A 26,991-nucleotide genomic window follows, 5' to 3' on the forward strand; every position below is an offset into this window, starting at 1 on the left:
CATAGTTATAAATCTCCTATCCTTGGACATACTTATACTACTAATCTAAAAAGGGATGTGGATGAAAATGAAGGTGGCTATCGGATTAAGTGTATTTACGGTCGTTACAGGAGCAATTGCGTTAGGGTCGGTTTACTTTTTAGCGGGTATCTTTTCGTTTTTCTTAACGGTTTTTTCATAAAAAAATCCACCAAGAGGTGGATTTTTTTATTTAGCAGCGGCTTTTGTTTCATGAGGCAAATTGCCGATAAATCCAAATTTCCCGCCGACAACTTCTTTTACTTCGTGGATGACAATAAAAGAATTCGGGTCAATTTGCTGGATTTTCTTTTTAATTTTTAATAACTCGTTCTTTTTAATAACAACGTAAATAATACGTTTATCTTTGTTGGCGTAGTAGCCATATCCGTAAAAGATGGTAGCTGCATTTCCAAATTCACTGGTGATGACTTGTGCTATGTCTTTGTATTGATCAGACATAATCGTCATTGCTTTTTTGTTGTGGAAACCTTCGATAACGACATCTACGATTTTGGCACAAAGATAGACGAATATAAAAGTATAGAGCGTGTTGTTGACGCCAATAGCAAAAACCAATGCTAAAATAATGACGCTGTCCATATAGAACATGCTTTTAGAGATATTGTAGCCTTTTGTATAGTTTAATAAATAAGCTAAAAGAGTTGTTCCACCGGTAGATCCATCTGCGATAAAAATGAGAGCAAGTCCTGTTCCCATTAGTAAAGCCCCGAATACAATTCCTAAAATCATGTCGTGAACGTGAAAAGGAATATAGCTGACTAGACCGAGGAAAACGGACGTCATGACAGCTCCTAAAATAGTATAGAGAATCGTTTTTTTTGTTAGGAATTTATAAGCTAAGGCAATAAATACAAGGTTCAGGAGGAAAGTGCTGATACTTGTAGGAATATGAAATAAATAATATAAAACAAGAGCAATACCAACCGTACTGCCGTCACCTAATTTATTTGGAATAACAAAAAAATCAATCGATGCAGCAACTAAAAGCGCTCCGGCAATAATTAAAATGATGTCTTTATAGATTGTTTTCAATATGCAAACCTCCTTAATCATTAGGGTATTTTCACGTGGAACCTTATTTTTACTAGTGGTTCACAAATAATGAAATAAAAAACGTCTTAGAAATTGTCTAGTTATAAAACTGATCAACTTCTAAGACGAAGAATTACGATACGTGTATAGGTGTTAATCCTGCTTTTCTATGCTTCGATGTCACCGATTATATAAACCTCTGACCGCTATGTCAACGCTGTGAGAGATGTTCAACTTTTCAAAAAATAGAAGGCGGTTTCCTACATAAAAAAGAATCCTTTGCGATGGCGCAAAGGATTTTTAAATTTATTAGAATAGGGGGAATACGTTATTAGGATTACCATTTTCATAAATTAATATACCTTTATTTTTTAAAAAAATTTATTTGTTAATGACGATTGAAAGTTTGTAATTCACATGCTGATTTAGCTCTGTCAAAAAATCATTTAGTTCTTCATTTGAATGAAATTTGCATTCTAATAAGTAGCAGCCATCGCCGCTGATTCTAAAGTTGTTGATAACATACTCCTGCTGACTTTCTAAAAATGTAAGGTAGGGGTGGTGATGAATGCTCTGCGTATAGATATTTAAAAATGCATGGATGGTGTAGCCGAGTTTTCGTTCATCAATGTTAATTGTATAGCCTTTGATAATGCCTTCATCTTCTAGCTTTAATACTCTAGCAGAAGCGGCTTGTCCGGTTAAATGCACTTTTTCTCCTAATTCTTTCATCTTTATACGTCCATTTTTTGATAGCTCTTCTAGTATGCGTTTATCTGTGTTATCTAACATCGCTACAAATCCTTTCGTATTTCAAATCAAAAGGGTTAACTACTTGATGTCACCTGTGTATACTGATACGTCTTCTATTTTATACTAAAGAAAAGTAAGAAAAAAGAGCCGTCAATATGCCAGATATAGAAACCGGCAGTAGTTTGTAAACAGCTAGATTGACGAAAACTTAAGCTTGCTGTATGATTCTTTGAGTGTTTACGTGGTTCGTAACCATCCCACGTTAAAAAACTAAGGAGAGAATAGTAAGATGAATATAAGAACACTTTGCGTCAACGGTCTTTTAGCTGCTATGTATATTGCTGTCAGCATGTTAATCCAGCCGTTTGGCTTCACCAATATCCAATTTCGTATATCGGAAATGTTCAATCACTTAATTGTGTTTAATAAAAAGTACGTGTACGGCATTGTGCTAGGAGTATTTCTGACGAATTTGTTTTTTTCACCAATGGTCGCTTATGATCTGGTGTTTGGGGTAGGACAATCTGTGCTATCATTACTCATTACCATTTTTTCTATGCGCTACATTAAAAATATGTGGGCTCGTATGCTTGTTAATACACTTGTATTTACGTTCACGATGTTTATTATTGCGTTTGAACTGCACTTAGCATTTGATTTACCATTTTTCTTTACATGGTTAACAACGGCCGTTGGTGAGTTCATTGTTATGCTTGTTGGAGCACCAATTATGGCGGCAATTAATAAACGTGTACAATTTAATAAGCTAGTTGGATAAAAAAGATGCGGCTGTGATAAATCTCACAGCCACATCTTTTTTTCTTTGTTATTCTATAGGTGTAGTGATAAACCCCTTATTTATTGAAGAGCTTTTCACGCATGGACAAATTACCCATATCTAGCATGTAAAAAGAGCAGATCGCGTTTGCGTTCTGCTCTTTTTGCGTAAGGCAATAGGAAGTATTCAGTTAGATTATTTTGATAGAATGAGTGATAAATCTCACAGCGCATTCTTTTTTCTTTTGTTACGATATACATATAGTTGGCAAACTCCTTATCGAAAAGTTTTTCGCACAACAACACATTACCTATGCGTAGCAATTAAAAAAGCAGACCGATGACGGTTTGCTTTTTTAATTGTATTTTTTACCATTAAATAACTTTTTTGAGTTATAATTGTAAAATAACCTTTGTACTAGAGAGGGGATTGTTTTTTGAATAGAAAGTTAGGAATTCTTGTTTTATTAGCGTTAGCCATCTTATTTGCCGGGTGTTCAAAAGAAGAAGACAACGTTCCTTTAAGAGAACTAGAAAAGATAAGTATTAACGTAATCAAAGAACAAAAAATGAAGCAAGGAATTCCATATGAAATGGAATTAGTAAACAAGAGCGATTTGACCATCAAACAAAATAATGTATTTTTATCGTATCCTTTAAAAATGAAAAACGGTTATTCTGATAATAAATTTAAGGTGTTAGCAGAAGGAAATAAATTAAATATCAAGCCAAAACAAAAGGTGAAGTTAACGGCATTTCTTCCTTATAAAGGAACTAATAAAGAAGCGTTAGCTATTGATGAGCCTGACGTAAAGTGCATAGGGTATTGGAATAAGCTTGATGACTACCATCAATTTTCTTTTGGAGGATCCTTGAAGTAAGAATAATATATAACTATTTGTTAAATGGTGGAACTGAGCGTAAGTGTTTGATAAAGGTGGTGAATGAACAGTAAGTGTAGACACGGATAGATTGATTAGCTTCTTTATTTTATGGGGAACACCCGCTGTTTTTAGTATAGTAGAGTACTGTAAACTGAGTAAAACTGAAAAAAAAGAAGCTATAAGAGACTTAACATCTGTAAAATCTATTGTAACAACAGGATTTATATTGACCGGAGGAGTTATGGCGAGTTTAGGCAGGTTGTTATCTCTGCTGCCTCTGCACGTTATAGGTACTTTTAGTTTAGTCATTGGTGGTGTCGTGGGCGCTATTGAAGCATGGGAGATAGAAAGAAAGAGAAGTATTGTTATCCTTGTTTTGATAGTATCTATGATTGCTCTTACATTTATAATATAAATTCTCCATGTAACAAGAGCTGCTCAAATTATGAGCAGCTCTTATCAGTTTCTTACTTATTGTGTTTCAAGCTACTGATCTTTTTTCTTTAACGTAAGAGCGAGCAGGAACGAAACGACGGCGAAAGCGATGGCTACATAATAGACGGTATGAACCCCGCTTGTCATACTTTTTATTTGTAACAGCGTTTTATTTGTTTCATTTGATTGTTGAATAAAGTGCTTAGAAGCCATGGTCATAATACTTGTATACAAAGCGGGTCCAATCGCGCCTGAAACTTGGTTAATCGTATTTGAAATAGCTGAACCGTGAGCATGAAGCGGTTTTGGTACTTGATTTAAAGCCAGCGTCATCACGGGCCCGATGCTTAAACCTACGCCGATTGTAAAGGCTGCGTATAAGATGGCTGCAGCCGTCGTGCTTGTTCCGCTTGAAATAGTAGTGAATAAACTTAAGATAATTGTTAAAAGGACTAAGCCCGTTAAAAGCAGCGGTTTAAATCCAATTTTGTCAAACAAACGTCCTCCCACCATAGCTGTTAGAGCAAGCGTTACGCCCCCTGGAAGCATAAGAAAACCTGTTTGCAAAGGAGACAGTCCCGCAGCCGTTTGGAAATATAGCGGCAAAATTAACATCATTGAAAACTGAATCATCATAATAAGAAACATTAAGAAAATAGATCTTGAAAACACAGACGATCTAAAAGGCTTCATATTAATCATGGGAGAATTCAGCTTGCTTTGCTTTCTGACAAATAAAGCAAGCGCTATGACGCCAATTATGAGCGTAAGCCATACGATAGGATTACTCCATCCCGTCTCTTCACCAGCTGCGCTAAATCCATAAACAACTCCTCCAAATCCAATTGTAGAAAGAGTCACAGATGGGATATGAATTGTTGGTCTAGATGTTTCAGAAACGTTACTGAGCTTGAAAAGAGCAAATAGGAAAATAAGCACCGCCGCAATTAAAAGACCTAGAAATATAATTTGCCACGAATAATATTGAATAATTAATCCTGAAAGAACCGGTCCTATTGCCGGTGCAAATAAAATAGCTACGCTAAAAATCCCCATTACGGTGCCGCGTTTGCTAACAGGCACGAGTGTTAACATTGTGCTCATCACAAGAGGTAAAATAATGCCTGTCCCTAATGCTTGAATCATACGGCCCACAAAAAGCAGAGAAAACCATGGAGTAATAAATCCAATGAAGGACCCAATTAAGTAAAAGCTCATAGCCGTCACAAACAGCTGTCTTAATGTGAATCGTTGAATTAAAAAAGCAGACACCGGAACAGAGATGCCGATTACAAGCATATATCCGGTAGTTAACCACTGAGCTGAGCTCGTTCTAATGTGAAAATCTGAAATGATACTTGGCAAGGCCACGTTCATTACCGTTTCACTAATTAAGCATAAAAAATTTCCTAGAATCAAAATGAAAAGGATAAGCTTACTTTGTGTACTCATTTTTTCTTCTGTTTGTGTCATAAGTGACCTCCTTTTACTAAATTAATTTTTGTTTGCAAACAGCTTACCAATTTGGTCAGCTGCAATTTGCATAGGGACTGTACTATTTTTAGTTAATGAAAGAGTATAAGCCCCTTCAATCCAAGACTGTATAGCTGAACCTAGCTGTCTTGCTTCCTCTTGTTCATAACCTGAACAAACTAACTTATCTGCATAAACTTGCTCCCACTCGTTATACACGGCTTCACAGGCCATGCGAAGCGTTTCGTTTGATGACCATACTTCACTCGACATAGCAGCGAGAGAGATATCCGCTTCATTTTCCACTTGTTCAAACATTCGATCAGCCATCAGTTTTATATGATATTGAATAGCTGACGCGGCATCTTCATGAGAAGCGAGGGATTTTTCGATATAAGCTTTGACTCTTTCTCCCGTTTTTTGAATAGCTTCTTTTGCTAACTGTTGTTTTCCATCTGGAAAATAATAATAAATAGATCCTCTCGGAGCGCTGCTTTCTTTTGTAATTTGACTTAGACTGGTGGCGTGATAGCCTTTTTTGCGAAAAAGTTTAGCAGCTGCACTTAAAATTTTTTCTTTTGAATTGGTTGATTCCATGAAAACAGCTCCCTGATATAATTACTAGTTGATCGGTCAGTATAATGGTAGCAACTCTATACTGATCAGTCAATCCAGACGTCTAGGTCTTGTATATAAGTGAAGATTGATGCAAGCTTCACAGGTGTAAGCATTGATTGAAATGTTAAGAATAAGGTTACAAAGTATTTTAGACCTATACTTCTATTACTGTTAAAAAAAATATGATTAAGTAATGAAATTAAAAGAAGACGAGAAGCGTATAGCATGTTACGATAGGGACGGTATAGAAATTGGCATATGTCTGTTTCTAATAGAAGAGACAAATTTTAAAATTTTTAAATGTAAGGTTGTGATTCACCTGAGACTGAATAAATTTATTAGCGAATCTGGAAAGGCGTCAAGACGCGGGGCAGATAAGTTAATTAGTGAAGGAAGAGTAACCGTTAATGGAAAGGTTGCAAAAGTCGGAGATCAAGTTAAGCCTGGAGATGATATTCGAGTAAGCGGCCAACAGCTTCGGATTGCTCGAAATAATGTATATATTGCGCTTAATAAACCAGTCGGCATTACAAGTACGAGTGAAAAAAAAGTAAAGGGAAACATCATTGATTTAGTCAATCACCCTTTGCGTATTCACCACGTTGGACGCCTTGATAAGGATTCAGACGGCTTAATTTTACTTACAAATGACGGCGATATTATTAATGAAATTTTACGTGCAGAAAACAAGCATGAAAAAGAATATATTGTTGCAGTAGATAAGCCAATTACACCAGAGTTTATCAAAAACATGTCTGAGGGAGTAAAAATTTTAGGCACAAAAACGCTTCCTTGTGAAGTGACACAGCTGTCTAAGTATGAGTTTCAAATTATTTTAACACAGGGTTTAAATCGTCAAATTCGCCGTATGTGTGAAGTGCTCGGATATGAAGTATACCGCCTTCAGCGCACGCGTATTATGAATATCCATTTAAACAACTTACCTGTTGGGCAATGGAGAGATTTAACGAAAAAAGAGCGTACGCAGCTATTCAAAGAATTAGACTATGAACCTAAAGAGTGGTAAATCAAAAGACACCAGCCTGTTAGACTGGTGTCTTTTTTATTCGCATACAACTACTTGTCTAGAAAATACGCTTTTGCGCGCTACGCAGCGATCTGAAATAGAAAAGCCAGCTTCATGAATCATATGGTCAATCGTATCTACTGTAATCACGACTACTTTATCCGCAAAGCGGCGAGCGTGTTTTAAAATAGAAAGCTGATCTTCAGGCGTCGCGTGGGTGTAGAGATTGTAAGGCATGTCGATGATAGCTACATCATAGTGAGTTGTAACATCTGAAATCGGTCCAGTTTTGACATCACCGCTTAAGCCGAAATGCGCAATATTTTCACGAGATCCGTCGGTCACAAGTGGATTGATATCGCGTCCTACAATATCAATGCCCATTGAAAGGGCTTCTACAAGGACTGTACCGATACCGCAGCATGGATCAATCGCTTTGATTCCTTCAGGGTTTGGAACGGCAATGTTAGCTACAGCTCTTGCAAGACGGGTACTGAGTGCTGTAGAGTATTCACGCGGTTTCTTCAAATGATGCAGCCATACCGCTTCGCTTTTTTGATATTTCCCAAAATACCAGCGTCCTTCAAATGGAACAATGCCAAACAAATGGTCAGGGTTGTGCAAGTCTGCTTCTGCTACAAAATTCCAACCCACATCACGTTCAATAGCACGCTGACCTTTATAACTTATTTTTTGATCTTTTTCCAAGTCATTAATTTTCATGAAAATGAGTTTAAATGTTTTGTCTCCAAGGTCAATATCTTCTACTTGCTTACAAATATCTGCAAGGTCATCTGATTCATACATAATATCTAATCGCTCTTTGATAAAAGGGCTTCTGCTTGGATCAAGTTTAACGGCACTTTTTATGATAGGTTTCTCAGTTTCAATTTCAAAAAGAGAGCGTCTCTCTAATTGACATAGTGAGAGTTCCTCTTCGCTGCATGCGTATGTGTAGATATACTGAGGCAGCTGCGTATGGTTATTCAATATCGTATCATCCTTTATCGTATCTAATTATCCTTCTTCTCAAACAATAGCGAGAAAAGAAGAGAAAAGCAACGAATTTAAATATATTTGGCCGTGAATACTAAATTGAAGTGCTACATAGTCCACTTATTTGACAAAACATGCTAAAATAACTGGTGATAACCTGCATGTGCTGCTGTCTATACAAAAGAACTGGATCAAGGTTTCTCAAAAATCATTTACACACTGCTGACATTTTGATGAATAGGAGAGGCTACGTGATGTCTAAAAGTGATCATGAAAAGCAACAGATGAGTCGGGCTGATATGAAAAAACAAGCCAAAACATCCTCGCAAAACCTCGTGATGAACGTACTCATTGCCATTGTATCTGTATGTATTTTAGCTCTTATTATAAATGTTTTTGTACTAATGAAATGAGCCGTTATGCTGCTCATTTCTTTTTATTAGGTTCAGCTTTTATTGAAGCGTTTGAGGTCTCTTTCACTAGAGAGCACATTGTGAATAGCATATCTTTTTTTAACAAACGATAGTTGTGATATGATGAAGCAATAATACATTAGACAAAAAGCTGGAGGTTACTTAGTATGCCATTACTTAGATTTGATGTAATAGAAGGAAGAGATGAAAAAGAGTTAAAAAAACTGCTAGACGCTGCTCACCGAGCGATGCTAGAAGCCTTTGGCGTGCCAGAACGCGATCGTTATCAAATTGTACATCAGCATCCTGCTCATGAAATGATTATTGAAGATACAGGTCTAGGCTTTGAGAGAAGCAAGGATTTGGTTATTATAAGTGTAACGAGTAAACAGCGGACAGAAGAGCAAAAGCAAGCTCTTTACAGATTAATTGTAAAAGAGCTTGGAGAGAGCTGCGGCATTCAGCCAAACGACATTATGATTTCGATTGTTGAAAACGGTAATGCTGACTGGAGCTTTGGCATGGGAGAAGCTCAATTCTTAACTGGAAAATTATAAAACGGTTTATTATCTAGAGAAGCCCTTATTTCTAAGGGCTTTTTCTCATTTTGTCTATAAAAATATTATTCTCTTAGTCACATCTTACTCAAAATTAAATACAGACATCTGTCAAATGAATGATACAATAAGCTTATATGCCGTTTTGAGTGGAAAAACCATAAAAGAGTTCGGCGTACTAATTTTAGAACAACAATAAATTTACATAAAGATGTAAAGTTTTAAAGGTTAAAAGAGAAGTGTATAAAATCTGTAAAACAAAAGAACAGTTACGCGTTAAACATAGGAGTAAAAGGTTCTTCACGTGTTTTTTCGGATAATAAGAGAAAGTAATTTTGATCATTGAGGAGGAACTTAGAATGTTTGGATTTGATGCAGATGTATCGCCACTAGTGCGAATTAAAGTAATTGGAGTCGGTGGTGGAGGAAATAACACCGTTAACCGTATGATTGAACACGGTGTACAAGGAGTAGAATTTATCGCCGTTAATACGGATGCTCAGGCGCTTAACTTATCTAAAGCAGATGTGAAAATGCAGATTGGTGCGGCATTAACGCGAGGATTAGGTGCAGGAGCTAATCCAGAAGTGGGAAGAGAAGCAGCCGAAGAAAGCAGAGAACAAATTCAAGAAGTACTGCAAGGCGCAGATATGGTATTCGTAACAGCTGGCATGGGCGGAGGAACCGGCACTGGAGCAGCTCCGGTTATTGCCCAAATTGCCCGTGAACTAAATGCTTTAACAATTGGAGTAGTCACTCGCCCGTTCAAGTTTGAAGGAAATAAACGTACAAAGCAAGCAGTAGGCGGTATTACTGCGATGAATGAATCGGTAGATACCCTTATTGTGATTCCAAACGACCGCTTGCTTGAAATTGTCGATAAAAAGACGCCTATGCTTGAAGCATTCCGTGAAGCAGATAATGTTCTTCGCCAAGGTATTCAAGGTATTTCAGATTTAATCGCTGTTCCGGGGCTGATTAACCTTGACTTTGCTGATGTAAAAACAATCATGTCTAATCAAGGATTTGCGCTTATGGGTATCGGACGAGCTTCCGGATCAGACCGGGCAATTGAAGCAGCGAAAAAAGCGATTTCTAGTCCGCTGCTAGATGCATCGATTGATGGGGCAAGAGGTGTGCTGTTGAACATTACGAGCGGCAGCAGCCTGAGTCTTTACGAAGTACAGGAAGCAGCAGATATTGTCACGTCTGCTTCTGATCAGGACTTAAATATGATTTTTGGGTCTGTGATCAATGAAGATTTAAAGGACGAAATGATGGTAACCGTTATTGCCACTGGATTTGATGATGAAGATGTTTCACCATCAGCTTCTACTTCTAGAGTTTCAAGAGCACGCTACTAAATTAAATAACCAGCTTTTATGGTGGCAATTGTTTTTCAATTGCCTTAAAAGGGAATCCGGTGAAAATCCGGAGCGGTCCCGCCACTGTAACAAGGAGCCTTATGCCAAAAAGCCACTGTCTATTTAGAGACGGGAAGGCGGTATAAGGCGATGACTTGAAGCCAGGAAACCTGCCATAAATCGCAGCACACAATAACCTACGAGGATAGGGAGGTGTTTTGGCAGAATCAAAAATAAGATAAACAAGGGATACGTTTATCTAGATTTGTTGTGAAGACAAGCACTTCTTTTTAGAAGTGCTTTTTTTGTGTATTAAAATAGAAGGTGGAAAAATCAATGATAAATAATAAAAAACTCGTATCTATGATATTTCTTGTGTTACTTTGCCTCACTGCTTGCGCTCCTAATGAAGAGAGCATAAGTATAAAAGAAAGAAAGAAAACGGATAAAAGTGTGACATTTTTATTTAATTTTACACCTGCAACCCTTGATCCTCATACCGATGATGATTATACGGCAGTCCGTGCAGGAGTGGGGGAAACGCTTGTCAAAATCAGCGACGATTTAAAAATAAAGCCTTGGCTTGCTGAAAAGTGGGAAACGAAAGATAACGGCCTTACATGGACATTTACGATAAGAAAGAACATCACGTTTCAAAATGGAAAAGCGCTGGATGCAAATGCCGTGAAGTCTTCTCTTCAAAGAGCAATAGACCAAAGCTATGCAATGAGAAACGCTTTAAAAATCAAAGAAATGAAAGCGAACGGTCACACCCTGACAATTACGTTAAAAGAACCAATGCCTAAATTCCCTTCTGAATTAGTGCATCCAAACACAGCCATTATAGACGTTAATGCTTCTCATATAGCTAAGAAGCCCATTGGCACGGGTCCATTTCACGTCTTGTCTTTTGATCAAGGAAATCAAGTGAAATTAGAAAGGTATGAGGATTATTGGAATGGAAAAGTGAAATTGAAAAACGCGACTTTTGCATTTAACGAAGATGCTAATGCGCGAGTTGCTGCTCTTCAATCTGGAACAGCCGATATTATTTATCGCCCGCCTTTAGAAAGTTTGGGCACTTTACAAACAGATCCGTCTTTTAAGGTAAGTGGAGTACCTAGTGTACGTACTCATTTATTACTTTATAATCAAACCAATGACGCATTAAAAGACGAAAATGTAAGAAAAGCTATCGATACCTTACTGAACCGAAAAGAAATTGTCAGCAGCATAATGAACAATCAAGCGGCATCGGCTCGAAGTCCATTTTTACCCCAATTTCCTTTTGCTGATAATACTACTAATGAGCAAAGAGGTATGACATCTGCTAAAAAATATTTAGAGAAAGCAGGCTATCAAATCAAAAATGGCAAAGCAATCAAAAATGAAAAGCCATTATCGCTCTCTCTTGTCACATACAGCTCTCTTCCAGAACTTCCTTTGATTGCTCAGCTTATACAGTCTAATGCGAAAGAGTTAGGAATTACTATTAAGATTCATCTCGTTGAGGACAGCGATGAATATTTAATGGCAAAAGACGATTGGGATTTAGCACTGTACAGTCTTATCACTGCCCCTAGAGGAGATGCAAGCTATTATTTAAGTACGAACTATTTGCCGGGCGGTGGTTTAAATGCCAGCCGGATTAATGATGATAAGCTAACAAAAATGATTCAGCAGTTAAATTCAACCGTAGATGACGCAAAGCGAGATCAGTTAGCTAAGCAAGCAACCGCTTTGATTAATGGGGAAATGCTGGCATCATCGATTGTACATCCAAACATTGTTGTTGCTTATAATCAAAAAGTGAAAAACTGGACAACAAATCCAAGCGAGTATTATATGCTGACTCAGCATTTAGATGTAACGCCGTAGTCAATATTGTGTTGTTCCTATAGGAAAAAGAGAAAGTATACAATGATAGATAAAAGGATGTGACAGTAAACGTGCAAGAAGTACAAATGTATCAAATTAAAGAAGTAAAAGAAAAGGATGCTGAAGTGATTCAGTTTGTCATGAATATGCGGAATGAGCTATTTCCTATGCTGGAAAAAAATCAGCTTCCTGTGGATTTGCTTCATTTTAATGAACATTATGTTCAAGCGAAAGGCGCTGCTTTTTTTGCAGCTGTCACAGAAAATCAACAAGTAGTTGGAACAATTGGTTTATACGCTTACGATGGAAGGTTTCATGCATTAAAAAAGCGATATGAACATAAAACTGCAGCCGAGATTGTAAAATGCTATGTCGATCCAGCATACCGGCGTCTAGGCATTGGACAGCAGCTGTTAAAGGCAGTGGAACAATTTGCTCAAAATCATTTTTATGACACGTTGTATCTGCATACTCATCCTTTTTTACCGGGGGCTATCCCATTCTGGACTTCACAAGGTTTTATCGAAAGGGTTGCTGAACAGGATGAGCCATGGAATACGCTGCACATGGACAGAAAAATAGAACCGGTTATAATGTAACGAGATCATACATTAATTACCATAGAATCTGTATACGAGCTCATGCTATAATGAACGTAACTTACATTTATAGCCTGTAGGGCAAGTCCTTACAGAAAAGAACCACGTTTCGAATTGGCTGAAACGTGGTTTTTTTCTATGAAAAATAAATAACAAAATATTTTTAAAAATATATATGAAATCGCTTTCAAAATGATGAAATATATTATATAATTATTAGTGTTGTGTTGTACTTTGTTAGTGTTAAATCAATATCCTACATGTGTGAGCCGATTGCCTTATGGTAGTCGGCTTCCTTTTTTATGGTAGGAGTCTAAAGGGAAATAGCATTCGTTAAAATGGCTGTAATTGTCATGACAATAGTTGTCCCAAAGGCCCACTTAAAAAGAAACTTTTGATGCTCCCCGAAATCTACTTCAACCAGCCCAATCAGAATGAAAGTAGCGGGTACTAAAGGAGATAGAGGAAACCCAGTTGTGGAATGTCCCAATAAAGCTGCTCGTCCTATTTCTACAGGGTCTACACCAAAATTAGCTGCTGTATGGCTAATAACAGGTAAAATGCCAAAGTAATAAGCATCAGGTGAAAATATAAAGCTAAGAGGAAGGCTCGTTATTGCTACAACTAAGGGAAGGTGAGAGCCTAGCCATTCAGGAGTGAGGCTGACAATGGTATTAGCCATGGCATCCATCATTTTTGTTTCTGTAAAAACACCTGTAAAGATTCCGGCTGCAAAAACCAATGTACTAACCATTACAAAGCTGTTTGCATGACTTAAGATTCTTTCCTGCTGTTCTTTTGGATGAGGAAAATTAACAAATAAAGCAATGGCAAAAGCAATAGCAAATAAAATAGGAATAGGGAGTATGTCTACCACCAAGAGAGTCATTAAGCACAGTGTCAATAAGGCATTAAACCAAAAGAGTCTAGGTGGCTTCCCAGGGGTCTCATGAACTAAAAGCTGTTCAGCAAAAGCCATTGATGAACCTTTTAAATGAATGGTTCCTAAGCGCGCTTTCTCTCTTTTTCCTAGTAGATATGCTGAAAATAAAGTCCACATCAATCCCGCTGCCATAGCTGGAATCAGAGGGTTAAATAGATCTGATACTTCTAATTGCAAACTTGCTGCGGCTCTTACGAGAGGACCTCCCCAAGGAATCATATTCATAACACCTGCGCTTAAACTAATAACGCAAGCCAGTATTAGTCGGTTCATTCCCAGTTTTGTGTACAAAGGAAGCAAGGCGGAAACTGTAATTAAAAATGTAGAAGAGCCGTCTCCGTCTAAGCCAACAATCATTGTAATAACGGCAGTTGCCATTACGACTTTTAAAGGATCGCCTTTCACAAGGTTTAGGATACGAGAAATCATAGGATCAAATAAACCGACGTCAATCATTAGTCAAAAATATAAAATAGCAAAAACGATCATAATGGCCGTAGGAGCTACTTTTAAAATACCATTCATCATCATATCGCCCATATCAGCACTAAAACCTCCAATTACACTAAAGAGGATAGCGACAAAAATAAAAGCAACAACCACGGACAAGCGTTTACTAATGACAAGAAATAGAAAAGTCGCAATCATTCCAAAGCCTAACAAAGAAAGCATTATCCATCACCTCTTAAAAAATTAGAAAATTCTATTAATTATTATTATAGCATTAGAATTAATGTTAAAGTTTGGTATTTTTAAATAGGATAGCTTCAAACTAAAACTAAAAACTAAAAAAGCCGCCTTATAGGCGACTGGTTTAAGCTGGGTCAGCTGTTATGGACTGCTTTTGAAGGTGATCAGACAGTAGACTGTAGGCAATAATCTTCTTTTTATACTGTTTAACGACGTCGACATGATCATCATAACTGTATACGCATAGTCGAACATCGTTTTTACCTTTTTTCGTGTCGATAACAAGTGGAGTTTCACTGTCTTCTAGGTGTTTATAATAATCCTTGTTTCCTTCATGGACATAATATTGTTGTAAAAATGTTGCTTTATTAAAATAATCAATTACTTGCATTTTGTCTTTGCCTTCTAAATGTTTCCCATCAACTGTGACAGTAACGTTTTGATCATCAAGTGTTGGATGTAATTGAAATTTAGTCATAAGCCATTTGACAACTGGAGTTGGAAGACACGTTATTAATATTTTGAGCGCACTTACAAGAATGATGGAAAGTAATACAATCCATGTCATAGGTAATCATCTCCGCTATAGTTTAAATGAAATAAGGTCACATACTTATTTTACCACAGAGAACATGAGTGCTTTTTGTACATTATGTGAACCTTCCTCGGTGAAAAGATGTATATGAAATACGTTTATTTATGCACATTTAGGGAAATATAAAATTATAACAAATACTACATATAAAAAAGGAGAAAAAATTATGTTGTGGACGATTATTGGACTTTTATTTATTTTTTGGTTATTAGGATTAGTTTTTCATATTGGCGGCGGCATTATTCATATTCTTCTTGTCATTGCAGTGATTGTGCTAATCGTAAAACTTGTGAAACGAATTTAGATATAAAAGGCCTTTCCCTAGGGAAAGGCCTTTTATATGGAGAGATTATAAAAACAAGATGTATTTTGATATAAAAAATCATATGCTTCCATTACAGAAATCTTTTTGAGACGTGCTATTTCCTCAACGGACTGATGCATCATTGATGGAACCGTTGTCTGGTTTTGAAAAGGTCCTTCAAATGGCCACGGACCATCTGTTTCGATCATCAAGTAGTCAAGAGGGTATTCCATGGCAAGCGCTTGGATTTTTGGCTTATATACAATATCGGGTGTAACGGAAATGTAGTAACCGTTGTTTTTCACTCGTTCAACGGTTTTTTTAGCTCCTTTGAACCAGTGGAAGTGAGCTTTAGACACGGAATGTTTTTCTAGTAAGTCGCACACGATTTCAGCATCTTCATATACAGCGTGAAGAATTAACGGCTTTTCCCACTTTTTTGAATGAACAATAAAAGCTTCGAGTAGCTCCAAATAGGGCTCTAGAGAAAGAGTATAGGTCTGACTTAAGTAATAAGGCAGACCAACCTCACCAACAGCAATCATTTCTTCATTGTTTTGATCAATCCAGGCAAACAGCTCCGCTAATTCATTTGAAGAAGGCAGTATTTGTTCAGGATGAAATCCGTAGGCGGGTTTCACACAGGAATACAATTGGCTGATTTTTTGATTAAGTTGGCAAGACTGTAATGTGGAAGATACAGAAATAAGCGCTTGTAACGAAGGATCCTTCTCTATTATGTCCTTCCAGCTTTTCGGTTCATATTGATCGAGGTGAATATGAGCGTCAATGATTTGTTTCATAAATATCGCTCCTTTCAGCCCAGTTTGTTTAGAAATAATACGTAAGAAAATGTATGATTCTGTAAGGCCTCCACTTTATTTCTTATTTGTTTTTTGTTCCCCCATTTAGTAATAGATGAAAACGTATAAACAATAAGATCTAACCAAATAAAACTAAAAGCAATAACATGAGCTTTTGTTAGCGATTCATGGTATAGAATTACTCCTGCTAGCAGAGATAAGGTTGGTGAAATATATTGAAGAATACCAAGCGTTGATAATGATACTTTTTTAGCACTTTTTGTGAATAATAAGAGTGGTAGAGCTGTGACCATTCCACTTCCGATTAATAAAAGACTTGTTGAAAAAGAATCAAAAAACTGTAAGTGTGATTGAAACGTGAGGTAGCCTATGTATGCTAATGCAATAGGGGAGGTGACCATCGTTTCAAGAGTTGATCCGATTGTTGAATCAGCTTTAATCTTTTTCTTTGCCAAACCATATAATCCGAAAGTAAGAGCTAAACTAAGCGAAATCCAAGGAACCACACCATAATGAAGACTGAGTGTTAATACGCCGATCGCTGCTAGTATAAATGCAAAAATTTGAGCCCCGCTTAATCTCTCTTTTAAGACAATAACACCTAATAAAACACTTGTTAGGGGATTAATATATTGTCCAAGGCTCGCTTCTACTATTTTTCCATCAATGACAGCCCACATAAAAATGCCCCAATTTGCACTAATAAGTACAGACGCAGTAAAAAGGGCCCAGAATAAGGATGGTTTTTTCATTATTTCTTTTACAAACGTAATGTATGTACGCCATTTCTTTGTTATCAATAAAAGAATAAGCATAAAAATAAAAGACCAAAAAACGAGCTGAGCTAAAATCTCCCCCGGTGCTACGTGGTGAACCAGCTTCCAATAAATTGGCGTGAGCCCCCACATAAGATAAGAAAGGACTGCATACGTTACACCATCTTTGTCATGATTTAAGTTCATTTAAAACCTTCTTTCTAACATGAGATACATTTGGTAATAAGAGTGATAGATTAACATAAAAAAGCAGCATAAACGATTATATCACAGAGAAAAACGATTCTTCACATGTTGAATGGCTCAAAAAAGCGCTATGGGCAAGGTCATTGCTTTTCCATGTCTAAAATAAAATCAAATTGCATGTTTCTAACAAGGTAAGTGCTTACACAAGTGTGCATGATAAGCGCTCCTTCAGCTTATATTCAAGTGGTTATGAAAAACAGTTGATTTCCCCATTAGAAACTGTCAAGCTTAAGGAAGAAAAAAATCTTAGAGGAAAGAATATATAGGTGACGAATATGATCGAAATAAAAGTGTCTGCGATAAGCGACGGAGAATTTAATAGAGGTGTATTTGCTAAGCAAGATATTAAAAAAGGAACGCTTATTCACGAAGCTCCTGTTATCGCTTATCCTAATAAAGAGCATGATTTTATTGAGAAAACAACACTAGCGGATTATGCTTTTGAATATGGAGTGAATCATACGGCTATTCTTTTGGGATACGGTATGCTGTTTAATCACTCGTATACACCCAATGCTACGTATGAAATTAATTTTGACAATCATACCTTTGATTTTTATGCATATACGGATATCCAAGCAGGAGAAGAAATTCTCATCAACTATAATGGAGATGAAGATGATCAAGAGCTCCTTTGGTTTGATCGTGAAGATGAAGAAGAACAAAAGTAAAAAGTTAAGCCCATCGAAAATCGATGGGCTTTTTATTATGCTTTTTTATCTGGATACATAGTAGAATTCAAACGGATGAATTGGTAAATATGCGTAATAATAACTTTTAAAACGGCATATCCAGGGACGGCTAAAATAATACCGATGATTCCGAATAAGTTTCCGGCGGTTAGAATGACAAAAATGACTGTAATCGGGTGAATGTCTAGGCTTCTTCCCATAATTTGCGGAGAGATTACTTTACCTTCAAGCAATTGAACAACTGCCCAGACAATGGCTAGTTTTACAAGCATGAAAGGAGAGGTAATAAACGCAATAATAATTGCTGGGATAATGGCGATAATAGGACCAAGGTAAGGCACAACATTGGTTACCATAGCGATAATCGCTAGAAGTAATGCATAATCTAACCCAATAATCAGATAGCCAATGAAAAGCAGTACACCTATACAAATCGCAACAAAAATTTGCCCGCGAATATATGCGCTTAATGCGTGGTTCATGTCGGCTAAAATAAATTTAGCCTCAGAACGAGAACGGTTTGGAAGCAGTTTTACAATGTAATTAGGTAAGTTTTTCCCATCTTTTAATAAGTAAAAAAGAATAAAGGGTAAAACGGCAACCGATAATATAATTTCTGTAATGGTGCCGACAAAGTTCACAATACCGCTTGAAAATCCAGAAACATATTTACTCAAGTGTTTTGATGCATCTGTTGAAAGCTTATCTAGGTCCGTGTTAGCCGACTGAAGACCTTGTTCGACATATCGGTTATTCGAAAGGTTCGTCACCGCATGCTGAACGTCATGCGTCAGCTCTGGGATATTATCAATAAGGCGGTCAACTTGATTTTTTAGAGGCGGAATAACCGATGAAATAATAATGGCTAATGCGCCGATAATCACTATGTATAAAACAAGAATTGAGATAATTCGTTTTACACCTTTTCGTTCTAAAAAGTCAACAAGCGGATTAAATAAATAAAAGCAAATTCCTGCTAAGATAATCGGCAGTGCGATTGTTTTAACAAAAATAGAAATAGGAATTAAAATAAATCCGATTTTTGATAACGAAAAAATAGTCATGCTGAGAATAAAAATAATAATTGTATATACAACAAATTTATTATTTAAGATTTTTTCTCGGAAAAAAGTGCCTTTCTGAGGTCTAGGTTCCAAGCTGTTCAACTCCTTTAAAAAATAAATGTATAGTTATCATACCCTGATTTAGACTAATTTAAGAGGGTTTTTTACAAAGCAGTGTGCATACTAGTAGAAAATCTTCTAGAAAGAAGGGGTGAAATCATTGAAAGAACACAAACAACCATCGTATGATGATTTCTCTACAGTAGAAAAAAGCCACGAGTATATAACCGCTGAAGAATTTCCAGACGGTCCTTTCGGCTCTCCTGTTAATCAAAAATTGGGGAAATCTACTTCGTGGGAAGAAGGCCAACGAACGTATAGCGCATTTAATTATGAAAACAAAAACCTTCATGAAAAAGCGCAGAGATTATTCCCAGGCGCGCACCCTGTACATGATAATCCAGAGGAACATGAACAAAATCCAAGTTAGTGTCTTTATTATGCTCTGAATATATTGTCCTATCTTTTTGCTGAATTATGTTGACAATAAGAAGTTTAGCCTGTAATATAAAACGTAACTTATCACTGTTTCTACAGGATTCGACAAAATTTGATTTACTTAAACTTGTGATCTCAACTTCTATTTACAGCTATTAGAGCGCTGTAAGTAGAAGTTTTATTTATGTTATCGATAAAAATAAAAAAGCAGGTCTGCTCAAGCAGGCCTGCTTTTTTATTATTGAACAGCGTCAAATTTATTTACTTTCCACTGAGAATTAGATTTATAGAATGTGACAGTGCGTTTTACGCTGCCGCCATCTACAGTTGGAACTGTGAATTCATAAGAGCGAACTGTTGCTGTTTGATACACAAGCTTTGTTTTTGCTTTTGACCACTCTAACATGCTGAATCCGTCGCCGATTGGGTGTGCAAGTTTGCCGTTATATGTCATATAGCCGTAATTTTTTAATCCTTTTTCTACTGCACTATTTGTAAATGTCTCAGATAAGTAGCTTGATAGCTCGGCTTTTGTATCAAATTCAGGGCAAAGATACACGTACTCAGTTCCTTTATATTCAAATGTACGTTCTGTACATGGTTTGTTTTTATAACCGTGCAGAGCACTCCAGAAATGATTGCTGGCACTAGCTGCAATTTTGACAGCATTTGCATCCGTTAGTGTTGTAGATGTTGTTTGTGCTGTAACTCCAGTGCTTAGTGTAAAGAAAATAGCGATTGATGATAAAACTAGTCCAATTTTTTTCATTTCTAACTCACTCCTAATTAATTAACCTTATTTATGTAACAATTATGTGTTTTATATTTCTTTTGTTACATTTATATTACAATAAATCTGTAACAAAAGAAAGTGTTTTGTCTTTTTTTCTTAAATTTTTTTAGTTTTTTACTAGTTTCTAAAATAGATATAGTAAGGGAATTACCAGTTAAATGTTGATTTATCAACGTTTTTAGGCGTTTCTTTCTACTTTTTAATCTTTTTGTTACAAAACTGTAATAAAAGAAGCTGAATACCTTTACGATACAGAAAAATAAAGATAAAACGGTGAAAAAGTGAATGTGAAAACTGTTTTTTCCTTTTTTTAGGCAAATTTCTTTTGCCATTTTCAGCTTTTTAGTAGGGTAGATTAAGAGGAGGCGAAATGATGAAAGGCATTATACATAGTGAAAAAAGTGGAATAGCAGGCATGAAGTACAGAGATCTTCAGGAGATGCACCCTCAAAGAGGAGAAATTCAGAATAAAAAAACCCCCAGCGCTAACTGGGGACTTTTTTATATAATCAAACGTTTGTTTAAATGAAAGAAACACGGTAATAACAGTTTTTTAGCGCTTTTTTATCATAACCACCAAGCCAATAAAAAGGTAACAAATCCTCCTAGTATCAAAAATCCCATGCTGTATTTGAGCGTGTATTTAAACAGTTCACCTTCTTTTCCAGCCAGTCCCACTGCTCCGGCAGCGACGGCAATTGATTGAGGAGAAAGCATTTTAGCCATCACGCCGCCGGCAGTATTGGCCGCTACAAGAATAATTGGCAAGACATTAATTTGCTGAGCTGTAGTTAGCTGCAAGTTGCCGAACAGCGCATTATTTGATACGACAGACCCCGTTAGAAATACGCCAATCCAGCCAAGAAATGGAGATAAAAATGGAAAATAAGCAGCTGATGTAGCAAGCGCCAATCCAAGTGTAGAAGACTGTCCTGAATAATTTGAAATAAAGGCAAAAGCAATGACCATCATAATAGTAATAATAGGTCTTGATAATTCTTTTACGGTTTCCAAAAGAGTGATCCATGCTACTTTTGGCGATACGTTAAGCAAGAAAACTGAAAGGATACAAGCAATAAGAATTGCTGTACCTGTTGCTGCAAATACATCTATTTTTAAGACAGCAGCGTAAGGAGTAGGATCTTTTACTAAAGGCGCTGCTTTAATTACGTGATTGTGTAAAAATGGGACGTTAATAAGCAGGTTCATATGCTCAAGCATCGTTTTGACAAAAGAAATGCTCCAAGCCGTAACGAGTATCGTTAATAGAATAAAAGGAGACCAAGCCTTTAAAATCTGTTTTGGTGACAGGCTGAAGCTTTTAGCTGTTGCTGGGCTTGTTCGTTTAATATAAAAAGCAAGAGCAAGCAAACTCACAATAGAAGATGTGATATTTGGAAGTTCAGGTCCGATGTATGTAACAGTTAAATACTGTGTCAGTGCATAGGAAATGGCTGTGATGCTCGTTGCTTTCCATACGTCTTTTAATCCTTTTATCCCATCCATAATAAAGACAAGTAAAAAAGGGATAAGAAAAGAAATAATCGGAAGCTGCGTGCCCAGAAAATGAGCAATTTCTTTTGGATCTATGCCAGATACTTGTCCCGCGACAATGACAGGAATCCCCATGGCGCCAAATGCTCCTGAAGCTGTATTAGCAATTAAACATAGCGCCGCCGCTTTTAACGGTTTGAACCCAAGTCCAACTAGAAGCGCTGCTGTAATGGCAATTGGAGCTCCAAATCCCGCTGCCCCTTCTAAAAAAGCATTGAAGGAAAAAGCAACAAGCAGCATTTGCAAGCGGGGGTCATCGGTTATTGAAATAATAGATTGTCTAATGGTAGTAAACTGTCCGCTTTTGACAGTTAGCTTGTATAAGAACACCGCGCCGATAATAATATAGCTGATGGGCCAAAGTGCATACAGAAACCCATAGCCAGTGGCTCCTAAGACCATTGAGGCAGGCATATCATAAAAATAAATAGCAATAATCATAGAAAGAAGCACCGTAATACCGGCAGCGATGTGTCCTTTTAATTTCAAAAGAGTTAAAGCAATAAAGAAAAAGATAATGGGGATGAGTGCAATTAGTGCAGAAAGCCAAATATTATTTAACGGATTATATACCTGAGTCCACGTCATATTCATACACCTCTACTACATATTTAAAACAAGGGAGCGGGGGAGTCCCCCGCAAAAATCTTTAGATGTTACACAAAAGCTCTGTCGCGAGTTTGCTTAAGAATGCTAGCAGAGTGCTCGAGCTGCTGCTGTTCGTGAGGAGTTAAATTCAATTCAATAATTTGACGCACGCCGTTTTTATTAATGATAGCTGGTACGCCAATATACACATCAGAAATACCGTATTGTCCTTCTAATAAAGCAGATACCGTTAAAATAGAATTTTCATCATCTAAAATAGCCTTGGTAATGCGTACAAGCCCCATTGCAATTCCGTAATAAGTCGCTCCTTTTCGATTAATAATATGGTAAGCCGCATCGCGGGTTTGTTCGAATAGATGCTGCATATCCGGTTCTTTTTCAATAGCGGCAGTATTGATAAAATGTTCGAGCTTCACACCGCCAATTTGCGCGTGGCTCCAAACAGGAAATTCCGTATCTCCATGTTCCCCCATAATATAAGCGTGGACGTTGCGAGAATCTACTTCGAAATAGTCGCTTAACAAGTAGCGGAAGCGAGCTGTGTCAAGAATCGTTCCTGAACCAATTACCCGTTCGTTTGGTAATCCTGATACTTTTTGTGTAACGTGTGCGAGAATATCAACTGGATTTGTTGCTACTAAAATGATGCCGTCAAATCCACTGTTCATAATATCTTTTACAATGCATTCAAAAATTTTAACGTTTTTTTCAACTAGATCTAAGCGTGTTTCCCCTGGAGCTTGATTAGCGCCCGCTGTAATAACTACTAAATCAGCGTCAGCACAGTCTTTATAATCTCCAGCCCAGATTTTCATCGGTGTGGCAAATGGCATTCCATGATTGATATCGCGTGCTTCACCTTCTGCTTTTTCTTTGTTCATATCGATTAACACTAATTCATTGGCAATACCTTGATTCACCATTGAAAAAGCGTAGCTTGAGCCAACAAAACCAGTTCCGATAACGGCAACTTTTCGTGTTTTTGGTGTAAATTGTGTTTTCATTTGTATCATCCTTTGAATTTTATTTTGTGATGTTTTTCACAATGTTAGTGTAACAAGAATAAATAGCTTCAGCTGTGATAAAAATCACACCCTTTAAAAAATAGTAAACAATTTTACAGGGCGATTTAAAAAAGGGTCCTTCTACATGAAGTGCCACATTTAGAAAGATCTTAAACGTTTAAAGTGTTGAGTAAAGGCAACTTGTTTTGCAGAAAGCTAAAGAGTTTAACATTCTCTATTTGTATGTTAGCAGCCAATAATGTTTCTATAGACCCACACGAAATCCATTTGTTACACTAAGTTTGCTTATTTTGAATAAAGGAGTGGATGGGATGGAGAACTACTATGAGCAAGCCCAAAAAGGCGCTTGGGTTAGTATCTTATCATATATCTTTTTATCAGCATGTAAACTTATCATTGCGGGTGTCACCGCTTCCTCTGCATTAAAAGCCGACGGTCTTAATAATGTTACAGATATTATTGCATCAATTGCCGTCTTAGTCGGCTTAAAAATCTCTAAAAAACCTCGCGATAATGATCATCCCTATGGACATTCCAGAGCGGAACATATCTCTTCACTGATTGCCTCTTTTATCATGATGGTCATCGGACTAGAAGTATTGGTCGATGCGGGTCAGTCGTTATTTATGGACAAATCTGAAGCGCCTAATTTACTGGCTGCTTGGGTAGGTCTTGGAGCGGCTGCTGTTATGGGTGGTGTCTACCGATATAATATTAAGCTTGCTAAAAAACTTGATAGCCAGTCTTTATATGCGGTTGCTAAAGATAATTTGTCTGATGCACTTGTGAGTATAGGGGCTGTTGTGGGAATTTTCGGCTCACAGTTCGGCCTGCCCTGGCTGGACGTGGTAGCTGCTTTTGCTGTGGGAATTATTATTTGTAAAACAGCCATCGAGATTTTTAAAGAAGCGGCTCATTCCTTAACAGACGGATTCGACGAAGAGAAGTTAGGGCACTACAAAGAAAGCATCGAGCTTGTAGAAGGTGTAAAAGAAGTAGAAGATGTGAAAGCGCGCAAGCTTGGTAATCAAGTCGTGATTGATGTAACTGTTAAAGTAGATCCCCATTTAAATGTTATCAAAAGCCATGAAATTGCTGATCAAATTGAACATATGATGAACGATGAGCATCAAATTAAAGATACGCTTGTTCATATTGAACCTGATGCATACAAAAAGCAAAAATAAGACCAGCACGTTCTTTCGTTATGAAAGGATGCGCTGGTTTTATTTTGCGGGAATTTGAAATAAATCACAAAAACTTCTTCAAAAATGAAAATGAAAAGCCGTTATTAGTAATATAAAGATTTTTGTAGAAGGGTGAGGGAATGAAGAGGTTAAGTGCAAAGCTCGTAGTATTTTTTAGTATTTTTATAGCTATTTTATTATTAGTTGTTTCAGGGGCTGTTTATCAATTTACCAAAACGCAAATAGAAAAAGATGTAGAAGTTCAGTCTCAAAGTCAAGTGAAAGAGTTAAAAGAAACCATTCATACGTACTTAGACATGTATAGTCGTTCTTTGCTGACGTATAGTGAAAACGATGTAATTGTTAATTTTGTTAAGCAGGAAGGAGATCAAACAAACCAAGAGAAAAATCCGTATTTTACATGGAACACAGTTCAAAAAGAGTTTACACAGTTTAAAGAAAAGTATCCAAACCTAGCACTTGAATACATAGGCACTAAAAATAAAGGAATGTATTCTGTTCCTAAACAAGAGTTTGGTTCAAACTATGATCCGACTTCAAGGGTATGGTACAAACAAGCGGTAGAATCACCTAATGAGGTTATTTATACGGATCCATATGAAGATGCAGCAACAAAAAAGACGGTCGTGACAATTGCAAAGGCTATTTTAGATCCAGATACTAAAAATGTGCTGGGCGTTATAGCTACTGATTTAGACTTAGATGCATTAAAAAACATTGTAGGTAAAGCAGAAGTAAATCACGGTGGGTATGCATTTTTATTTGATCAAAATGGGACAGCGCTCGTTCATCCAACAGAAGCTGGGAAAAATTTAATGAATCAGCCATTTATGAAAAAAATGTACGAAGCATACCGAAATAGAGATTTCATGAAGTATACCTTTCAAGGTGAAGAGAGAGTGATGGCATATGATACTCTCGAAGGGACGAATTGGAAGATAGGAAATGCCTTTATTTATAATGAAATGCTCTCAAGCGCTCATCATTTACTGACTGTTATTGTCTGGATTGCGTTAATTGGCATCTTATTATCAATGGTGCTAACCATCTTTTTCTCAAGAATCATTACTAATCCGATTCGCCGCTTGAAAAATGAAGTAGCCAAAGTAACAGCTGGCGATTTAACGGTTCAGGTGAAGACGAAATCAAAAGATGAAATTGGTGAGCTTACTCATTTATTTAATGATATGGTAGCCAAAATGAAAACATTGATTGGAACGGTTCAGACGTCTGTTAAGACAGTAAAAACGTCTGTTGAAGACTTGAGTGCCGTATCTGAAGAAGCAACTGCATCCAGTGAGGAAATCGGCCGGGCTATCCATGAAATTGCCAGCGGTGCCACGCAGCAAGCTTCTGACGCTGACACTACTAATCATAAAACGATGAGTTTATCTTCGCAAATTGAAGAAGTCATTGAACAAAATGCACAGATTAATAAAATGACGATTGAAGCTGTAAGCATCAATGAAAAAGGTTTAAAACAGATGCAGCTCCTTCGCAACCAAACTACTGAATCGTCTCAAACGATTCACGCTGTTCAAGCTGTAATGGAAGAGTTAACAAATAAGATGAAAAAAATTGAATCTATTATTTTCACAATTAATAGTATTTCAGATCAGACAAATTTACTTGCATTAAATGCTAGTATTGAAGCAGCTCGTGCAGGAGAACATGGCAAAGGATTTGCGGTAGTAGCTGAAGAAGTGCGAAAACTTGCTGAACAGTCCTCTCAGGCCACTGAACAAGTTCGCCATACGATTGCAGCGATTCAAGGGGAAGTCGCTGCTGCGCGTGAAGAATGCAACCGTACAGAAGAGCTTTCAAAGTCTCAAGACTTTGTGGTAGGAGATACAGAACGAGCTTTTCATGAAATTGCAACTACGATTGAACAAGTGGCGGCGGCTGTCGAACATGTGACAAGCAGCATGGACAGTATCGATGAGCATAAGGAAGACGTGGTAGCGGCAATTCAAAGCATAGCAGCTATTGCACAGCAATCAGCAGCGGGAACTGAAGAAATTACTGCTTCTACAGAAGAACAAATTAGAGCTATTTCTACTGTTTCTCAATCAGCTGAACATCTGCAAGAGATTAGTGAAGAATTGGCGAACTTGATTCGTCAGTTTAAAATTCAATAGAAAAAAAGAGGCTAGGACAAAAGTATTTTAGTTAAAGGAAAATCCGAACGATGAATTGAGATTCTTGATAAAGAATTCAACTCGTTCGGATTTTTTTATTGATATGGTGAACCCAGGTTTCATGTAGGTATCTCAAGCGGTTCAGCGCACTTCTTCTATTTGTTTGCCCTTAGCTGGTTGTGTC

The 26,991-nt window shown here is 37.0% G+C and carries 27 protein-coding genes, 1 pseudogene and 2 riboswitches; of the genes and pseudogenes, 15 read left to right on the forward strand and 13 right to left on the reverse strand.

All coding sequences use genetic code 11. The annotated features are described in order from the left end of the window. Window positions 1–207: 207 nt before the first annotated feature. Both ACN6NE_RS13515 and ACN6NE_RS13520 read right to left on the reverse strand, forming a co-directional pair. Window positions 208–1,074 (reverse strand): YitT family protein, encoded by an 867-nt coding sequence (locus tag ACN6NE_RS13515; protein ID WP_474325593.1) that lies wholly within the window; start codon window positions 1,072–1,074, stop codon window positions 208–210. A 381-nt stretch (window positions 1,075–1,455) separates the two neighbouring features. Then, window positions 1,456–1,866: an Lrp/AsnC family transcriptional regulator gene (locus ACN6NE_RS13520; RefSeq protein ID WP_474325595.1), complete on the reverse strand. Its 411-nt coding sequence runs from the start codon at window positions 1,864–1,866 to the stop codon at window positions 1,456–1,458. Window positions 1,867–2,062: 196 nt separating this feature from the next. Further along, window positions 2,063–2,107: riboswitch (PreQ1 riboswitch) on the forward strand. A 9-nt stretch (window positions 2,108–2,116) separates the two neighbouring features. Between ACN6NE_RS13520 and ACN6NE_RS13525 the strand changes: the two genes are divergently transcribed. From ACN6NE_RS13525 to ACN6NE_RS13535, 3 genes are all read left to right on the forward strand, one after another. Continuing rightward, window positions 2,117–2,605, forward strand: a complete 489-nt coding sequence (locus ACN6NE_RS13525) for a QueT transporter family protein (RefSeq protein ID WP_013081607.1) — start codon at window positions 2,117–2,119, stop codon at window positions 2,603–2,605. Window positions 2,606–3,041: 436 nt separating this feature from the next. Then, complete coding sequence (locus ACN6NE_RS13530) at window positions 3,042–3,485, forward strand: hypothetical protein (protein ID WP_129706012.1); 444 nt, start codon at window positions 3,042–3,044, stop codon at window positions 3,483–3,485. A 91-nt stretch (window positions 3,486–3,576) separates the two neighbouring features. After that, a complete protein-coding gene (locus tag ACN6NE_RS13535) occupies window positions 3,577–3,903 on the forward strand; it encodes a hypothetical protein (RefSeq protein ID WP_474325598.1) in 327 nt (108 codons plus the stop codon). Window positions 3,904–3,974: 71 nt separating this feature from the next. On the opposite strand, the gene ACN6NE_RS13540 is transcribed toward ACN6NE_RS13535, so the two are convergent. Next, on the reverse strand, window positions 3,975–5,396 hold the full coding sequence (locus tag ACN6NE_RS13540) for a DHA2 family efflux MFS transporter permease subunit (protein WP_474325601.1): 1,422 nt from the start codon (window positions 5,394–5,396) through the stop codon (window positions 3,975–3,977). 21 nt (window positions 5,397–5,417) lie between these two features. Then, window positions 5,418–5,993, reverse strand: a complete 576-nt coding sequence (locus ACN6NE_RS13545) for a TetR/AcrR family transcriptional regulator (RefSeq protein WP_474325604.1) — start codon at window positions 5,991–5,993, stop codon at window positions 5,418–5,420. 340 nt (window positions 5,994–6,333) lie between these two features. On the opposite strand from ACN6NE_RS13545, the gene rluF reads away from it, so the two are divergent. Then, the gene (gene rluF / locus ACN6NE_RS13550) at window positions 6,334–7,041 is read left to right on the forward strand and encodes a 23S rRNA pseudouridine(2604) synthase RluF (RefSeq protein WP_025601719.1); all 708 of its coding nucleotides are present in this window, start codon (window positions 6,334–6,336) and stop codon (window positions 7,039–7,041) included. Window positions 7,042–7,077: 36 nt separating this feature from the next. Here rluF and ACN6NE_RS13555 read toward each other — a convergent pair whose 3' ends face one another. Continuing rightward, a complete protein-coding gene (locus ACN6NE_RS13555) occupies window positions 7,078–8,031 on the reverse strand; it encodes a TRM11 family SAM-dependent methyltransferase (RefSeq protein WP_474325607.1) in 954 nt (317 codons plus the stop codon). A gap of 260 nt (window positions 8,032–8,291) precedes the next feature. Between ACN6NE_RS13555 and ACN6NE_RS13560 the strand changes: the two genes are divergently transcribed. From ACN6NE_RS13560 to ACN6NE_RS13580, 5 genes are all read left to right on the forward strand, one after another. After that, window positions 8,292–8,450: a hypothetical protein gene (locus ACN6NE_RS13560; protein WP_013055238.1), complete on the forward strand. Its 159-nt coding sequence runs from the start codon at window positions 8,292–8,294 to the stop codon at window positions 8,448–8,450. 167 nt (window positions 8,451–8,617) lie between these two features. After that, window positions 8,618–9,007 (forward strand): tautomerase family protein, encoded by a 390-nt coding sequence (locus ACN6NE_RS13565; RefSeq protein ID WP_050691609.1) that lies wholly within the window; start codon window positions 8,618–8,620, stop codon window positions 9,005–9,007. 359 nt (window positions 9,008–9,366) lie between these two features. Next, window positions 9,367–10,371: a cell division protein FtsZ gene (gene ftsZ, locus ACN6NE_RS13570; RefSeq protein ID WP_013055240.1), complete on the forward strand. Its 1,005-nt coding sequence runs from the start codon at window positions 9,367–9,369 to the stop codon at window positions 10,369–10,371. 2 nt (window positions 10,372–10,373) lie between these two features. Then, a riboswitch (cobalamin riboswitch) is annotated at window positions 10,374–10,564 on the forward strand. A 143-nt stretch (window positions 10,565–10,707) separates the two neighbouring features. Further along, window positions 10,708–12,249: a nickel ABC transporter substrate-binding protein gene (nikA, locus tag ACN6NE_RS13575; RefSeq protein ID WP_129706020.1), complete on the forward strand. Its 1,542-nt coding sequence runs from the start codon at window positions 10,708–10,710 to the stop codon at window positions 12,247–12,249. Window positions 12,250–12,320: 71 nt separating this feature from the next. Next, window positions 12,321–12,848 carry a GNAT family N-acetyltransferase gene (locus ACN6NE_RS13580; RefSeq protein WP_129706022.1) on the forward strand — a complete coding sequence of 176 codons (528 nt, stop codon included), beginning with the start codon at window positions 12,321–12,323 and terminating at the stop codon, window positions 12,846–12,848. A gap of 313 nt (window positions 12,849–13,161) precedes the next feature. On the opposite strand, the pseudogene ACN6NE_RS13585 reads toward ACN6NE_RS13580, so the two are convergent. Next, window positions 13,162–14,463 (reverse strand): annotated as a pseudogene (locus ACN6NE_RS13585) (CitMHS family transporter). Between the two features lie 142 nt (window positions 14,464–14,605). Further along, window positions 14,606–15,049, reverse strand: a complete 444-nt coding sequence (locus ACN6NE_RS13590) for a YfmQ family protein (RefSeq protein ID WP_129706026.1) — start codon at window positions 15,047–15,049, stop codon at window positions 14,606–14,608. Window positions 15,050–15,242: 193 nt separating this feature from the next. On the opposite strand from ACN6NE_RS13590, the gene ACN6NE_RS13595 reads away from it, so the two are divergent. Then, window positions 15,243–15,380, forward strand: coding sequence for a lmo0937 family membrane protein (locus tag ACN6NE_RS13595; RefSeq protein WP_013055244.1), 138 nt, complete (start codon window positions 15,243–15,245; stop codon window positions 15,378–15,380). Window positions 15,381–15,412: 32 nt separating this feature from the next. Here ACN6NE_RS13595 and ACN6NE_RS13600 read toward each other — a convergent pair whose 3' ends face one another. Together ACN6NE_RS13600 and rarD are read right to left on the reverse strand one after the other, a co-directional pair. After that, window positions 15,413–16,183, reverse strand: a complete 771-nt coding sequence (locus ACN6NE_RS13600; protein WP_474325609.1) for a TatD family hydrolase — start codon at window positions 16,181–16,183, stop codon at window positions 15,413–15,415. 14 nt (window positions 16,184–16,197) lie between these two features. After that, on the reverse strand, window positions 16,198–17,166 hold the full coding sequence (rarD, locus tag ACN6NE_RS13605) for an EamA family transporter RarD (protein ID WP_474325612.1): 969 nt from the start codon (window positions 17,164–17,166) through the stop codon (window positions 16,198–16,200). A gap of 335 nt (window positions 17,167–17,501) precedes the next feature. Here rarD and ACN6NE_RS13610 point away from each other — a divergent pair, with 335 nt between their 5' ends. Then, a complete protein-coding gene (locus ACN6NE_RS13610) occupies window positions 17,502–17,897 on the forward strand; it encodes an SET domain-containing protein (RefSeq protein ID WP_013055247.1) in 396 nt (131 codons plus the stop codon). A gap of 35 nt (window positions 17,898–17,932) precedes the next feature. Here ACN6NE_RS13610 and ACN6NE_RS13615 read toward each other — a convergent pair whose 3' ends face one another. Beyond that, window positions 17,933–19,075, reverse strand: coding sequence for an AI-2E family transporter (locus ACN6NE_RS13615; protein ID WP_129706034.1), 1,143 nt, complete (start codon window positions 19,073–19,075; stop codon window positions 17,933–17,935). Between the two features lie 127 nt (window positions 19,076–19,202). Here ACN6NE_RS13615 and ACN6NE_RS13620 point away from each other — a divergent pair, with 127 nt between their 5' ends. Next, on the forward strand, window positions 19,203–19,472 hold the full coding sequence (locus tag ACN6NE_RS13620; protein ID WP_057242122.1) for a hypothetical protein: 270 nt from the start codon (window positions 19,203–19,205) through the stop codon (window positions 19,470–19,472). Between the two features lie 246 nt (window positions 19,473–19,718). Here ACN6NE_RS13620 and ACN6NE_RS13625 read toward each other — a convergent pair whose 3' ends face one another. Then, window positions 19,719–20,249 (reverse strand): IseA DL-endopeptidase inhibitor family protein, encoded by a 531-nt coding sequence (locus ACN6NE_RS13625; RefSeq protein WP_129706036.1) that lies wholly within the window; start codon window positions 20,247–20,249, stop codon window positions 19,719–19,721. Window positions 20,250–20,643: 394 nt separating this feature from the next. Here ACN6NE_RS13625 and ACN6NE_RS13630 point away from each other — a divergent pair, with 394 nt between their 5' ends. Beyond that, window positions 20,644–20,802 (forward strand): hypothetical protein, encoded by a 159-nt coding sequence (locus ACN6NE_RS13630; RefSeq protein ID WP_474325615.1) that lies wholly within the window; start codon window positions 20,644–20,646, stop codon window positions 20,800–20,802. 38 nt (window positions 20,803–20,840) lie between these two features. On the opposite strand, the gene ACN6NE_RS13635 is transcribed toward ACN6NE_RS13630, so the two are convergent. Together ACN6NE_RS13635 and ACN6NE_RS13640 are read right to left on the reverse strand one after the other, a co-directional pair. Further along, entirely contained in the window at window positions 20,841–22,421 is a 1,581-nt protein-coding gene (locus ACN6NE_RS13635; RefSeq protein WP_205654893.1) for a lactate permease LctP family transporter, read from the reverse strand. A gap of 62 nt (window positions 22,422–22,483) precedes the next feature. Beyond that, window positions 22,484–23,440: an L-lactate dehydrogenase gene (locus ACN6NE_RS13640; protein ID WP_013081626.1), complete on the reverse strand. Its 957-nt coding sequence runs from the start codon at window positions 23,438–23,440 to the stop codon at window positions 22,484–22,486. A gap of 332 nt (window positions 23,441–23,772) precedes the next feature. Here ACN6NE_RS13640 and ACN6NE_RS13645 point away from each other — a divergent pair, with 332 nt between their 5' ends. Both ACN6NE_RS13645 and ACN6NE_RS13650 read left to right on the forward strand, forming a co-directional pair. Further along, on the forward strand, window positions 23,773–24,648 hold the full coding sequence (locus tag ACN6NE_RS13645) for a cation diffusion facilitator family transporter (protein WP_057242117.1): 876 nt from the start codon (window positions 23,773–23,775) through the stop codon (window positions 24,646–24,648). Window positions 24,649–24,788: 140 nt separating this feature from the next. Beyond that, the gene (locus ACN6NE_RS13650) at window positions 24,789–26,807 is read left to right on the forward strand and encodes a methyl-accepting chemotaxis protein (protein WP_474325618.1); all 2,019 of its coding nucleotides are present in this window, start codon (window positions 24,789–24,791) and stop codon (window positions 26,805–26,807) included. Window positions 26,808–26,991 lie beyond the last annotated feature (184 nt).

The organism is Priestia sp. 53B2, assembly GCF_056099005.1.

Excerpts from the sequence above, each read along its gene's own strand:
- ACN6NE_RS13520 (WP_474325595.1), bottom strand. The coding sequence starts at position 1,866 with ATGTTAGATAACACAGATAAACGCATACTAGAAGAGCTATCAAAAAAT.
- ACN6NE_RS13525 (WP_013081607.1), top strand. The coding sequence starts at position 2,117 with ATGAATATAAGAACACTTTGCGTCAACGGTCTTTTAGCTGCTATGTAT.
- ACN6NE_RS13540 (WP_474325601.1), bottom strand. The coding sequence starts at position 5,396 with ATGACACAAACAGAAGAAAAAATGAGTACACAAAGTAAGCTTATCCTT.
- ACN6NE_RS13545 (WP_474325604.1), bottom strand. The coding sequence starts at position 5,993 with ATGGAATCAACCAATTCAAAAGAAAAAATTTTAAGTGCAGCTGCTAAA.
- ACN6NE_RS13560 (WP_013055238.1), top strand. The coding sequence starts at position 8,292 with ATGTCTAAAAGTGATCATGAAAAGCAACAGATGAGTCGGGCTGATATG.
- ACN6NE_RS13565 (WP_050691609.1), top strand. The coding sequence starts at position 8,618 with ATGCCATTACTTAGATTTGATGTAATAGAAGGAAGAGATGAAAAAGAG.
- ftsZ (WP_013055240.1), top strand. The coding sequence starts at position 9,367 with ATGTTTGGATTTGATGCAGATGTATCGCCACTAGTGCGAATTAAAGTA.
- nikA (WP_129706020.1), top strand. The coding sequence starts at position 10,708 with ATGATAAATAATAAAAAACTCGTATCTATGATATTTCTTGTGTTACTT.
- ACN6NE_RS13590 (WP_129706026.1), bottom strand. The coding sequence starts at position 15,049 with ATGACATGGATTGTATTACTTTCCATCATTCTTGTAAGTGCGCTCAAA.
- ACN6NE_RS13595 (WP_013055244.1), top strand. The coding sequence starts at position 15,243 with ATGTTGTGGACGATTATTGGACTTTTATTTATTTTTTGGTTATTAGGA.
- ACN6NE_RS13600 (WP_474325609.1), bottom strand. The coding sequence starts at position 16,183 with ATGAAACAAATCATTGACGCTCATATTCACCTCGATCAATATGAACCG.
- rarD (WP_474325612.1), bottom strand. The coding sequence starts at position 17,166 with ATGAACTTAAATCATGACAAAGATGGTGTAACGTATGCAGTCCTTTCT.
- ACN6NE_RS13610 (WP_013055247.1), top strand. The coding sequence starts at position 17,502 with ATGATCGAAATAAAAGTGTCTGCGATAAGCGACGGAGAATTTAATAGA.
- ACN6NE_RS13625 (WP_129706036.1), bottom strand. The coding sequence starts at position 20,249 with ATGAAAAAAATTGGACTAGTTTTATCATCAATCGCTATTTTCTTTACA.
- ACN6NE_RS13630 (WP_474325615.1), top strand. The coding sequence starts at position 20,644 with ATGATGAAAGGCATTATACATAGTGAAAAAAGTGGAATAGCAGGCATG.
- ACN6NE_RS13635 (WP_205654893.1), bottom strand. The coding sequence starts at position 22,421 with ATGAATATGACGTGGACTCAGGTATATAATCCGTTAAATAATATTTGG.
- ACN6NE_RS13640 (WP_013081626.1), bottom strand. The coding sequence starts at position 23,440 with ATGAAAACACAATTTACACCAAAAACACGAAAAGTTGCCGTTATCGGA.
- ACN6NE_RS13645 (WP_057242117.1), top strand. The coding sequence starts at position 23,773 with ATGGAGAACTACTATGAGCAAGCCCAAAAAGGCGCTTGGGTTAGTATC.
- ACN6NE_RS13650 (WP_474325618.1), top strand. The coding sequence starts at position 24,789 with ATGAAGAGGTTAAGTGCAAAGCTCGTAGTATTTTTTAGTATTTTTATA.